Annotated in this window: 9 protein-coding genes and 2 pseudogenes; 6 read left to right on the top strand and 5 right to left on the bottom strand. The window is 68.5% G+C overall.

The window, feature by feature from the left end:
• Positions 1-321 (bottom strand): annotated as a pseudogene (locus UK23_RS45325) (beta-xylosidase); the annotation flags it as partial.
• Between the two features lie 245 nt (positions 322-566).
• Here UK23_RS45325 and UK23_RS45320 point away from each other — a divergent pair.
• Both UK23_RS45320 and UK23_RS51015 read left to right on the top strand, forming a co-directional pair.
• The gene (locus tag UK23_RS45320) at positions 567-2903 is read left to right on the top strand and encodes an alpha-L-fucosidase (RefSeq protein WP_045318037.1); all 2337 of its coding nucleotides are present in this window, start codon (positions 567-569) and stop codon (positions 2901-2903) included.
• A gap of 44 nt (positions 2904-2947) precedes the next feature.
• Positions 2948-3751: pseudogene (locus UK23_RS51015) on the top strand (IS5 family transposase).
• Positions 3752-3863: 112 nt separating this feature from the next.
• Here UK23_RS51015 and UK23_RS45305 read toward each other — a convergent pair.
• From UK23_RS45305 to UK23_RS45295, 3 genes are all read right to left on the bottom strand, one after another.
• Entirely contained in the window at positions 3864-4202 is a 339-nt protein-coding gene (locus UK23_RS45305; RefSeq protein WP_231114980.1) for a VOC family protein, read from the bottom strand.
• Positions 4203-4397: 195 nt separating this feature from the next.
• Positions 4398-4970, bottom strand: coding sequence for a DUF3885 domain-containing protein (locus tag UK23_RS45300; protein WP_196778171.1), 573 nt, complete (start codon positions 4968-4970; stop codon positions 4398-4400).
• Positions 4971-5010: 40 nt separating this feature from the next.
• Positions 5011-5928: a LysR family transcriptional regulator gene (locus UK23_RS45295; protein WP_045318034.1), complete on the bottom strand. Its 918-nt coding sequence runs from the start codon at positions 5926-5928 to the stop codon at positions 5011-5013.
• 103 nt (positions 5929-6031) lie between these two features.
• On the opposite strand from UK23_RS45295, the gene UK23_RS45290 reads away from it, so the two are divergent.
• Entirely contained in the window at positions 6032-6850 is an 819-nt protein-coding gene (locus UK23_RS45290) for an aldo/keto reductase (RefSeq protein WP_269112345.1), read from the top strand.
• Here UK23_RS45290 and UK23_RS45285 read toward each other — a convergent pair.
• Positions 6832-7989, bottom strand: a complete 1158-nt coding sequence (locus tag UK23_RS45285; protein ID WP_045318033.1) for a mandelate racemase/muconate lactonizing enzyme family protein — start codon at positions 7987-7989, stop codon at positions 6832-6834. The two genes, UK23_RS45290 and UK23_RS45285, sit on opposite strands and share 19 nt — an antisense overlap.
• Before the next feature lie 72 nt (positions 7990-8061).
• Between UK23_RS45285 and UK23_RS45280 the strand changes: the two genes are divergently transcribed.
• From UK23_RS45280 to UK23_RS45270, 3 genes are all read left to right on the top strand, one after another.
• Entirely contained in the window at positions 8062-8808 is a 747-nt protein-coding gene (locus UK23_RS45280; RefSeq protein WP_231114979.1) for a FadR/GntR family transcriptional regulator, read from the top strand.
• 120 nt (positions 8809-8928) lie between these two features.
• Complete coding sequence (locus tag UK23_RS45275) at positions 8929-10353, top strand: ABC transporter substrate-binding protein (RefSeq protein WP_045318031.1); 1425 nt, start codon at positions 8929-8931, stop codon at positions 10351-10353.
• Positions 10350-12356: an ABC transporter permease subunit gene (locus tag UK23_RS45270; protein WP_045318030.1), complete on the top strand. Its 2007-nt coding sequence runs from the start codon at positions 10350-10352 to the stop codon at positions 12354-12356. Before UK23_RS45275 ends, UK23_RS45270 begins: the two co-directional genes overlap by 4 nt.
• The last annotated feature ends 9 nt before the right edge of the window (positions 12357-12365 follow it).

The raw sequence follows: 12365 nt of genomic DNA, 5'->3' as shown, positions 1-12365 counted from the left end.
GATGCACAGGTCGGTGGCGATGATCCAGTACCGGCTGCCGTCGGGGGAGCGGACCAGTGCGGGGTCGCGGACGCCCTTCGTGCCGACCGTGGACCGCAGCACCATCCCGCCGCCGTTGAGGTCGGACCAGTTGAGCCCGTCCTTGCTGTGCGAGAGGTACATCTGCTGACCGGTCGCACCTTCGCCGATGAAGTGCACCATCAGGTAGCCCGTGAGCGGGTCCGCGGCGGCGGCCCGCGGGGGAGACGCCGCCGTCCAGGACGTCAGGAGCAGGAAGGCGGCGGCGAGCATCGCCGCCAGCCGGGCAAGGATCTTGGACATCATTGTCTCGTCGACTCCTGTTATCGCTAACACGCGTGTGCCCTAGTCTTTTGACCGGAAAGTGTTAGCGCTCACACACGTCCCGTCAAGACCCCGGCCGGAAGCGCGGCATCGCAGGCTCCCAACGTCGAAACATCCGAGCATTCGACAGTGGGACGTGAACAACATCAAACAACCTCTTGTCGAACAAGGCATTCGATGCGACGTTCTCGCGTCGAGAACGTCGTCAGGTCGGAGGTATCAGCGTGACCGAGGGCATCAGTCGCCGAGGCCTGATCGCGGGTGCGGGAGCCCTTGTCCTGGCCACCAGCACGAGTCAGCTGCCCGCGGCACCGGCGAGGGCCGCCGCCCCCGCCAGTCCGCTGCCGCTCCCACCGCTGCGCATCCCCAAGACCGACCTGGGCGTCGAGCAGCAGTCCGACGCCGAGGTCGGCTGGCTGCACGAGGCGAAGCTCGGCATGTTCATCCACTGGGGTCCGTACGCGGGCCCGGCCAAGGGCGAGTGGTACATGCACAACGGGCCGGTGACGCCGGAGAACTACCGCGAGTACGTCACCGACGCGACCGCGGAGCAGTTCACCGCCAGCGCGTACAACCCGAGTGACTGGGCGCAACTGGCCAAGGACATGGGCGCGAAGTACACGGTCCTGACCACTCGCCACCACGACGGGTTCGCGTTGTTCCCGAGCGCGCATCCGAACGCGTGGACCTCGGCGCAGGCTCCGCTGAACCGGGACCTGGTCAAGGAATACGTGGACGCCGTACGGGCCGCTGGGCTCAAGGTCGGCCTCTACTACTCGCCGATCAACTGGCGTTACCCCGGCTACTACGACGTGTACGGCACCAACTGCGCGAAGAACCCCTGGAACTACACCACCGACTCCGCGCACAAGGAGAACGCGCGGATCATGAAGAACGAGGTGTACCAACACGTCCGCGAACTGGTCACCCAGTACGGCGTGATCGACGACTTCTGGTGGGACGGCGGCTGGATCGCCGAGCAGGGCAGCGACGCGGACGGCGCGTTCTTCTGGGAACCGGGCCAGTCCCGCGACACCGCCAACCAGTGGCCGGTCGACGCCGCCTACAGCGAGAACGACCCGGACACCGGCAAGCCGCTCGGCCTGACCGGGCTGGTGCGCAGACACCAGCCCGGCATCCTCACCACCTCGCGCTCCGGCTGGGTCGGCGACTACACCAGCGAAGAAGGCGGTTCGGTGCCCACCGGCCCGATCCGCACGGGCAAGGTCGCCGAGAAGTGCTTCACGGTCGGCGGATCCTGGGGTTACGACGGCGACAAGGCGATGTCGTACGCCGACACCATGAACATCCTGGTCAACTCGTGGATTCGCAACCTCACCTGCCTGGTCAACGTCGGCCCCGACCGGACCGGCACGGTGGCGCCCAGCCAGGCGAACCTCCTGCGCCGGATCGGCACGTTCATGTCGGCCTGTGGTGCAGCGATCTACGGCACCCGCGGCGGCCCCTGGGAGCCGGTCGCCGGCCAGTACGGATTCACCAGCAAGGACGACACCTTCTACGTGCACCTGCTGCCGGGCTTCGCCGGCACCTCGTTCACCACGCCGTCGATCGGTGACGCCAGGGTGAGCCGGGTCTTCGACGTCGCGTCGGGCGGCTCGCTGTCCTACTCGGTCAGCGCCACCGGACAGGTCACGGTCACCGGCGTCGACCGCACCCGCCACCCCGCGGACAGCGTCGTCGGCGTCACCCTCGACCGGTCCGTACAGCCGGCGGACATCGCGGCGGGCAGGACCGCCACGGCCAGCGGTGAGGAGACCGGCAAGGGCAACACCGCGGCGAAGGCCGTCGACGCGTCCACCTCGACCCGCTGGTGCGCGAACGACGGCAGTACCGGTCACTGGCTCAAGGTCGACCTGGGCTCGACGCGGCCGATCACCGGCGTGCGGCTCGCCTGGGAGCTCGACGCGACCAACTACCGTTACCTGCTAGAGGGTTCGACCGACAACGCCACCTGGACGACCCTGTCCGACCACACCGCCACCACGAGCACGAGCCAGGTCCAGGTCGCCGTTCTCACCGCCCACGCGAGGTACGTGCGGGTGACGGTCACCGGTCTGCCACCGGGGATCTGGGCGTCCGTCCGCAACTTCGAGGTCTACGACCGGCCGTTCGCCGCGAGCTCCGGCACCGTGAAACTCGTCAACCGCAACAGCGGCAAGGTGCTGGCCGTCAGCGACTCCTCCACGGCCGACGGCGGGTTGATCATCCAGGCGACCGACGACGGCGGCACCGGCCAGCAGTTCACCCTGACGTCCAATTCGGACGGTTCGGTCAAGCTCGTCAACGTCAGGAGCGGCAAGCTGCTGGACAGCCCTGGCGGTTCCGGTCAGGGCGCGCAGCTCGTCCAGTGGGCCGACAGCGCGGGCGACAACCAGTCCTGGCGGCTCGTGCCGTCCTCCGGTGGCCACTACCAGCTCGTGAACGTCCGCACCGGCTGGTGCGCGGACGTCGACGGCTGGTCGTCCGCGGACGGCGCCAAGATCATTCAGTGGCCCGTTTCCGGTGGCGCCAACCAGGACTGGCGACTCGTCAGCCTCTAGGGGTGTGTCGAAAGTGGATCTTGGACCTGAGATGATCTTGATTCGTGGCACGTGAAGATCTGACGGACGCGCAATGGGCAGGGTTGGAGCCGTTGTTGCCGAAGGGCAAGAAGCCCGGCCGGCCGTCGACGTGGACCCGGCGGCAGCTGATCGACGGCATGCGGTTCCGGGTCCGCACCGGCATCCCGTGGCGGGACATCCCCGCCGAGTACCGGCCGTGGGGCCGGGTGTACGACCTGTTCCGCCGGTGGCAGCGCAACGGCACCTGGCATCGGATCTTCACCGCGCTCCAGACCCGGCCTGACGCGAAGGATCTGATCACCTGGGACATCAACGTCGACTCCACGGTGTGCCGGGCCCACCAGCACGCCGCCGGGGCGAGGAAAAAGGGGAGCTGCAGAAGGAGCCGCCCGGCGGCGTCACCGTCGAACCTGTCGACGGGCTCGGGCGCTCGCGCGGCGGCCTGACTACCAAGCTGCACCTGGCTGTCGAACAGGGCCAGAAGCCCATGTCCATCGTGATCACGGCCGGGCAGGCCGCGCACCCGGCCGGATCGCGTGCGAGCCGACAAGGCGTATGCCTCCCGGAAGATCCGCGCTCACCTGCGGCGGCGCGGGATCCGCTGCACCATCCCGGACAAGGCCGACCAGGCCCGCAGCCGCGAGAAACGCGGCTCCCACGGCGGACGGCCGCCGAAGTTCGACCCGCAGGGCTACAAGGCTCGGCACGCGGTCGAGTGCGGCATCAACCGCCTCAAGAGGCACCGGGCTGTGGCCACGAGGTACGACAAGCTCGCGGTCCGCTACGAGGCGACCGTCCTCGTCGCGGCCATAACCGAGTGGCTGTGACCAGCACAGCCGACGCCATGCCCTCTCCGAGGCGGCCAGCAGCTGATGAACCGCCCGACCACGCCGGAGCGCTACGGCGTCTGACGGGGGATACCTGTCAACGCCGGGGATGTCAGGAAGACGTCAGGCAGAAGGGGTGGCCAGCCGGATCCAGGAGTACCCGCCAGCGTCCGTCGCCGGGCTGATGGGCCGGTTTGGCCGCGCCGAGTTCCAGCGCCAGCTCTTCTGCCGCATTGAGGTCGTCAGCGCGGAAATCCAGGTGGAACTGTTGTGGCACGTCCTGACCCGGCCACTGCGGAGCCCGGTATCCGTCCACCCTCTGGAATCCCAGATCACAGCCGGAATCGTCCGTCAGAGCGACGAACTCGTCCGTGCTGAAGAGCTCGTGCATCCCGGTCAGTGCACCGTAGAAGCCCGCCAGCACCTGCGGGTCGGCACAGTCCAAAGTCACCCCTCGCAGTACAGCGCCTGGCACCATTCGCTCCTTCGTGTCCGCGCATCTGTCTCCGTGAGCCGCCGCTGCACGCGATCGCCGACCACCGCCGGCACCGTACCCGCCACATCCACCGCTGAAGTAGCGGTTTACCCCTGCCTCAGAGCAACGGGTGACTGTGACCGGCGCTTTCGATACACGCCATAGTTCGCGCTACAGCCCCGACGGGTGAGCGGACAACCAGTCGGTGTGCCGTGCGCGCAGTTGGTCGCGTTCAGTGCTCGTGGTGAGGATGACGTCGGCGCCACCGTCATAGGGGTTGTAGATCCGTTGCAGACCTACATCGGTGATCAGCACTCCCGCGGTGGCGTCGTCGGCGACGGCGCGCAGCAGTGTGTCGATGCGGCCGCGTTGCCACGGGATCCGGCTGACGTACACGTGCGTGTAGATCGGGTCGTCCGGATCCGGATCGGTGAGGACCGAGACCCAGTGGTGGGCTCCTGGGTGCCGCTGGGTCTGTTCGTGCGGGCGTTCGGGTGGCATCGGGGTGCCGGACCAGTTCGATGTGGCGACGTGGACGTCCTGTCCCGCGAACAGTTCGTCGAGCACCGTGTTGTAGCGGTCCAGCACGATCGCCCACTCGTCCTCGGTGTCCGGATAGCGCTTGGACTCCGGCAGGCTGTGAAAACGCACCCACCGGTCCTTCTCGCAGCGCAGTTCGTGGCCGATGGGAGGGCAGTCCGGCCAGCTTTCTTCCCATCGGCGCGTCAGTTCCTCGTCGGGCACCGGGACAAGCTATCCCGCGACCATCGCCTGCACATCTGTTTTACGCGCCAGAGCCGGCGCCGCACTGCCGGGCGGCCTCCTGCAGAGCGCGCAACGCCGCCCGGCGCGCAGGACGGTTCGTACTGCTGTTGCGCCACAACGCGAACACCCGCCGCCGGGGTGCGGGCAGGAGCGGCACGAAACGCACGCCCTCCGGCGTCGGACCGCGGCCGAGCCGGGGGATGATCGCGGCGCCGAGCCCGGCCGCCACCAGTGCGAGCTGGGTGGAGTGCTCCGAGGCCGTGTGCCCGATCGGGTGCTCGATCCCGTTGCGGCGCAAGGTGTTCTCGAGCCAGCCGTGGCAGACCTCGTCGCTCGGCCAGCCCACCCAGTCCTCGTCGCGCAGCTCGTCCAGGGCGAGCGCTGCCCGGCCGGTGAACGGGTGCGAACAAGGCAGTGCCACGTCGAGGACGTCATCCAGGAGCGGGGCGCTGGAGAGTCCGGCAGGCACCGCGAGCGGCAGCTCCGGCCAGTCCTGCACCACCGCGATGTCGACGTCGGCGTGGCGCAGCTGGGCGATCGCCTCGGCGGGTTCCAGCTCCACGAGCCGTGCCGACAGGTCCGGGTACTCCTGCCGCAGCGTGCGCAGCATCGACGGCACGAGACCGCGGGCGGCCGTGGCGAACGCGGCCACCGACAGGGTTCCAGCCACGGTGCCGCGGCGATCGGCGAGCTCGGTCTCGGCGAGCTCCACCTGGCGCAGCAGCCTGGCCGCGTGCTCGGCGAGCAGGTCGCCCGCGTCGGTGAGCCGGATGCCCCGGCCCTGCTTTTCCAGCAGGCGCTGGCCGACCTCGTGTTCCAGCCTGGACAGCTGCTGCGACACCGCGGAGGTGGTCACGTGCAGTGCCTCGGCGGCGCCGCGGACCGATCCCGTCGTGGACACCGCATGCAGCGTCCGCAGGCGTTCGAGGTTCAACACATTAGCGATGCTACGCGGTCTTTCCAAGAATGTTTCGATTGTCTTAGCGACTGGCGGTGGCAGTGTGTGGCGTGGAACGAACCTGCACCCACAAGGAGATCCCGTGCACCTCGTCCTCGGCGGCGACCTGCCCGTCCACCGCCTCGGTTTCGGCGCCATGCGGCTGCCCGCGAACGACCCGGCCGCGGCGCACGCCCTGGCCCGCAAAGCGGTCGAGCTCGGCGTCACCTTCATCGACACCGCCGACTCCTACGACCTCGGCCGCAACGAGGAACTGCTGGCCGAGGCCCTGCACCCGTACCCGGACGGTGTCGTGGTCGCCACCAAGGCGGGCCAGTGCCACCCCGGCCGCGAGTGGATCCCGCTCGGCCGCCCGGAGTACCTGCGCCAGCAGGCCGAGCTGAGCCTGCGCCGGCTGCGGGTCGAGCGGATCGACCTGTTCCAGCTGCACCGCGTCGACCCCACCGTGCCGCTGGCGGACCAGATCGGCGCACTGCGCCAACTCCAGGACGAAGGCAAGGTGCGCCACGTCGGCTTGTCCGAGGTGTCCGTGGAACAGATCGTCGAAGCCGAGCGGATCACGCCGATCGTCAGTGTGCAGAACCGCCACAACCTCGACGACCGGCGCTCCGAACCAGTGCTGGACCACTGCGAACGCCACGGCATCGCATTCCTGCCCTGGCTGCCGATCGCGCCGAGCGTGCGGCCGGGCTCAAGGGTCGCCGAGGTGGCCCAGCGGCTCGGCGCCACCCCTGCCCAGGTCGCGCTGGCGTGGCTGCTGCGCCGGTCGCCAGTGATGCTGCCGATCCCCGGCACGTCGTCCGAAAAGCACCTCGAGGAGAACGTCGGCGCCGCAGACCTCGGTCTGTCCAATGAGGACTTCGCGCGCCTGGACGAGGCCCGCTATTCGAAGACCCCGTAGCCCGCGACGGCGTGTGCCCGCACGGCGTCCAGGTCGAGTTCCACGCCGATGCCGGGAGTGTCGGGCAGGGTGATGTACCCGTCCTTCACGATCGAGCCGCTTCCGTCCGGGGCGTGGACGTAGCTGTCCCACACCGCCCGTTCCTCCAGCGCGTGCCACTCCTGGATGTAGAAGTTGGGAATGGCCGCGCACTGGTGCGACGTCGCCATCGTGCCCAGCGGCGTCGACACCAGGTGCGGCGCGAAGGGGATGTAGTGCAGCTCCGCGAGGTTGGCGATCTTCTTCGCCTCCGCCAGTCCGCCGCACTTCGGCACGTCCGGCTCGATCACGTCGACGGCGCCGCGTTCGAGCAGTTCGCGGAACCCCCACCGCAGGTAGAGGTTCTCGCCCGCGCAGATCGGCGTGCGGGTCTGCTCCCGCACCCGCACCAGCGCGTCGACGTTCTCCGCCGGCAGCGGTTCTTCCAGCCACATCAGGTCGAACGGTTCCAGCTCGCGCGAGATCCGGCACGCACTGGGCACGTCGTAGCGCGCGTGCAGGTCGATGGCCAGGTCGACGTCAGGTCCGATCGCCTCGCGGACGGCGGCGACGCGCTCGACCATCGACCGCAGCTCGGCGGCGTTGATCGTGTGGTTGAAGTCGTCGAACTTGGCCGGGTGGCGGAGGTCGTCCACGTCGAACTTGATGGCGGTGAAGCCCTCGGCGACCATCCGCTGGGCCCGGTCCACGCACCCGGAGACCGAGCCTGCCGGGTCGTCGCCGTCGCCGCAGTCGGCGTAGAGGCGGATCCGGTCGCGGAACTTCCCGCCGAGCAGCCTGTACACCGGCTGCTCGGCGGCCTTGCCGGCGAGGTCCCACAGCGCGAGCTCGAGCCCGGACAGGGCGATCACGAACACCCCGCCCTGCGGTCCCGCGAAGACTCTGCCGCGGCGGAGTTTCTCCCAGCACCGCTCGACGTTGCGCGGGTCCTCGCCGATCAGCAGTGGTGCCAGGAAGCCGATCATCCCGACGACGCCGCCCGCGCCGGCGTCGGGATTGGCCTCGCCGAACCCGCTGAGGCCCTCGTCGGTGTCGATCCGGACCAGGGTGGCTTCGCCGTGGTAGGCGACCACCGCGGTGGTGACGTTCACGATCCGCATTGCTCTCCCGTCTCCGGGTGGTGCAGGTGAACGGACTGTCGCGATGAGTAACTTGTCCTATAAGCTGATGACATGCAAAGGGGACAAGAGTCTCCGGACCTTGTCAAGGTCCGCACTCTGCCGGTGCAGGTGGCCGCACACCTGCACCGGCGCATCGTCAACGGTGAGTTCTCCGACGGGCGGGGGCCGTCGGAGCTCGACATCTCGCGGGAGTTCGGGGTGTCCCGCGTGGTGGCGCGGGAGACGCTCAAAGTCCTCGCCTCGCTCGACATCGTCGACGTGGCGCAGGGCCGCCGCGTCGTCGTGCGCCCACCCGCGGAGTGGGACTACCTGAGCCCGCTGCTGGTCGAGTGGCTGCCCGCCGAGGTCGTCGGTGAACTGCTGCAGGAGCTCGACCAGATGCGCATGCTGCTCGAACCCGAGCTCGCCGCGATGGCAGCGGCCCTCGTCACCGACGAGGCGCTCACCCGGATGCGGGACGAGCTCGGCCGGATGGCGGCGCTCGAGGAGGACCCCAACGCCTACCTCGAGGTCGACCACGAGTTCCACATGGAGATCTGCCGGGCGGCGGACAACCGCATTCTGGACCGGATCATGTACTCGGCCCGCTGGCTCGGCACGGCCAGCCGGCGCATCACCAACGAGGACTCGGACGCGCTGTGCAAGGCCACCGCCGACCACACGGAGATCTACGAGGCGCTCGTGGCGCGTGACCCGGACCGGGCCCGCGCGGCGATGCGCAAGCACCTGGCCAACAACTCCACGCTCCTCGCGGAAAAGGGGCGGCGGACAAAGCGGTCCTCCAAGCCGCGCACGTAGTTCGTCCACTTCACCACATGAACGACCCGGCAGCGGGGCGCACGTCCCGCTGTCCCGCCGGTTGCACTGTCGCCCCGTCGGCACGCGTCCGCTCGTCCGGACGCGAGAGGAGTTGGTGTCATGGAAGAGAAATCGGACTTATCAAGGCGCACCTTCCTCGGTGCGAGCGCGCTGGGCGTGCTCACTCTCGCCGGCTGCGGGACAGGCGGCCCCGCCGCACCGCAGGTGGACGTCCAGGTGCCCCAGGCCCTGCTCGACCAGGCGGCCTCGCTGCGCGGCGGATCGGCCGGCATGCTCTCGCAGAAGCTGTACTCGGAGGCCGCCAACAAGGCGCTGGACAAGTCGCTGCAGGTCTTCGCGCAGGCCACCGGCACCACGGTCCGCAACGACCTGGTCTCCGGTGACGCGGGCGACATGGTCGCGAAGATGGACGCCGAGGTGAAGGCGGGCACCAGCCGCGACTTCGCCTTCGTGAGCGATCGGCGCTTCGTCGGCCAGCTCCACAACCTCGGCGCTCTCACCGACGTCACCGACGTGGTGGACGAGATGCGCAAGCTCTACGGGGAGCCCGCGACGGAGGCGAACAACTACTGCGTGTTCGGCGGGCGCTGGTTCGCGATCCCGTACCACTTCATCGCGTCCGCGATGTACCTGCGCAAGGACTGGTACCAGGAGAAGGGTCTCCAGCTCAAACCCCACTACACGTGGGAAGAGCTGCGCGACAACGCCTTGGAGGTGTCCGACCCGGCGAAGAAGCGCTTCGGCTGGGGTCTCACGGTGAACCGCTCCGGCGACGCCAACGGCTTCATCACGAACGTCATCAACACCTACGGCGGGGCGATCGCGGACAACACCGGCACGAAGGTGGTGTTCAACTCGCCGGAGACGGTCGCCGCCGTCAGCTTCATCGGCGACATCTACACGAACCCCAAGTACACGCCGATGCTGCCACCGGGGATCGGCAGCTGGACCGACTCGAGCAACAACGAGAACTGGCTCGCCCAGATCCTCGGGCTCACGCTCAACCAGTTCAGCGTCTACGCCGACTCGAAGACCAAGAACAACCCGGTCTACGGCAACACCCACCCGTTCAACGGCGCCACCGGACCGGCGCTCGACAAGCCGCTGGCGTTCGGCGAGTCCAACTCGTTCGTCGTGTTCAAGGGGGCGAAGAACCCCGATCTCGCCAAGCTGGTGGCGAAGTACATGGTCAGCGGAACCGCGCTGCTCGGTGTCGCGAAGGGAGCGCCGTGCCTGGTGAATCCCTCGTGGGACAAGGTGTGGGACTCCGACCCGTACTACACCAGCGGTGACCCGGCCTTCCCCGCGCTGCGCGAGCAGACCCGCACACCGCTCCCGGTGACCACCAGGACCGGCTACAAGTTCCCCCAGGCGCCGAGTCCGGGGGAGCAGGCCGCCACCGCCGCGTACCTGCTGACCGACATGATGCAGTCGGTCATCCAGGGCACCAAACCCGCCGACGCGGTCGCCGCGACCCACGCCCGGATCGTCCAGGTCTTCGAGCAGCAGGGCTACAAGCAGTGACGGACCTGCGCACCCGGCCGGCGCCGGTCCTGCCGGCGCCGCGCACGTCGTCCTCCCTCAGCCCGTCGCAACGGCTGCTCGGACGGGACTGGCGCCTCGCCGCGGTGTTCGTCGGGCCGACGCTGGTGCTGGTCGCGGGCCTGATCCTGATCCCGATCGCCGACTCGGTCATCACCAGCACCACGGAACGCCACGGCGCCGAGACGGTCTTCGTCGGGCTGGCCAACTACACCGCTCTCATCGGCGACGCGTTGTTCCACAAAGGAGTCCTGAACTCGTTCGTCTTCACCGCGTACGCCGAGATCTTCAAGGTGATCCTCGGTCTCATCGCGGCGTTGATGCTGCACCAGATGCGCCGCGGCCGGGCGGTCGTCGCCGGGGTGATCCTGCTGCCGTGGGTGGTGCCGACCGTCGTCACGGCCTTCACCTGGCGGTCCCTGTTCGACCCGATCTTCGGCAGCGTCAACGTTCTGCTCACCGATTCCGGAATCGGGCCTCTTCTCGCCGCGATCGGGCTCGTCGACCGGTGGCCGGCGGAGTGGCTGTCCGATCCCGCGCTCGCGCTGCCGTCGGTCATCCTGGTCAACGTCTGGAAGGGCATCCCGTTCTTCACGGTGACGTTCCTCGCCGGGCTCAAGGCGATCGACAGCGGGCTGTACGAGGCGGCCGTCGTGGACGGTGCCTCGCCGTGGCAGCGGTTCGTGCACATCACGCTGCCCGGGTTGCGCCACATCATGATCGTGACGGTGCTGCTGTCGTCGATCTGGACGTTCAACAACTTCGACCTGATCTGGCTGATGACCCAGGGCGGGCCGGGTGACGCCACCGCGCCGTACGTGATGGTGGCCTACTCGAAGGCCATCCAGCAGCTGCAACTGGGCGCGGGCGCCGCGGTCACCCTGGTGATGCTGCCGATCATCGCCGTGCTCGTCGTGGTGCTCGTGCGGATGATGCGCCGCAACGACCTGCCGGGCGCTCAAGACTTCGGGCGCAGGCGGCTGACCCCCGCTCAACGTCGTGCGTTGCCGTGGGTCATCGTCGTGCTGTCGGCGCTCGTGCTGATCTGGGCGTCGCCGCACATCGTGTGGAAGGCCGCACTCGTGCTGGGCGTGTTCGTGGTGCTCGCGGCCGTGGTCGGACGCCTCGTCTCCGTGCTCGCCGCACGGGGCAACCGGCTGGCCGCACGCTTGGTCGGCGGCACCGGTTCGGGCATCGCGCTCGTGGGCCTGCTGGGCTTCGTGCTCGCGCCGCTGTACTGGATGACGGTCACGGCCTTCAAGTCCGACGACCAGATCGTGGCCCGCACCGACGACCTGTGGCCGACCCCGTGGACCACCGAGCAGTTCACGAACCTGTTCACGGGATCGTTCGGCACGTGGTACCTCAACACGATCCTCGTGTCGGTGGCGTCCACGGCGATCGCCCTGGTCTGCGCTGCTTTGGCGGGCTACGCGTTGGCGCGCTTGAGGTTCCGCGGTTCGGAGAGCTTCACGGTGACGATCCTGCTCACCTACGTGATGCCGGGCGCGCTGCTGTTCATCCCGCTGTACCAGATGATGAGCGGGATCGGGCTCAACGACTCCTTGTGGTCGCTCGTGCTCGCCTATCCCACGTTCACGCTGCCGTTCGCGACGTGGCTGCTCGTCGGGTACTTCAAGTCGATCCCGGCGGACCTCGAGGAAGCCGCGCTGGTCGACGGCTGCACGCGGTTCGGCGCGTTCCTGCGGATCGTTCTCCCGCTGGCGAAACCGGGCCTGCTCGCGGTCGCGCTCTTCACGCTCACCAACGCGTGGAACGAGTTCCTGTTCGCGTTCGTGTTCATCACCAAGGACGACTACAAGACGCTGCCGGTGGGCATGCAGTCGATGATCTTCGGTGACGTCGTGCCACAGGGTCAGCTGGCCGCGGCCTCGCTGCTGATCAGCATCCCGGTCGTGACCATGTACGCGTTCGGGCAGCGGTTCCTGACCGAGGGCCTCACCGCGGGGGCGGTGAAGGGATGAGCTAGGGCC

The sequence above is a fragment of the Lentzea aerocolonigenes genome (assembly GCF_000955955.1).
In the GTDB taxonomy this organism is placed as follows: domain Bacteria; phylum Actinomycetota; class Actinomycetes; order Mycobacteriales; family Pseudonocardiaceae; genus Lentzea; species Lentzea aerocolonigenes_A.
Note: the sequence above shows the minus strand (reverse complement) of the source record. Positions and strands in the feature narration are given on the sequence as shown.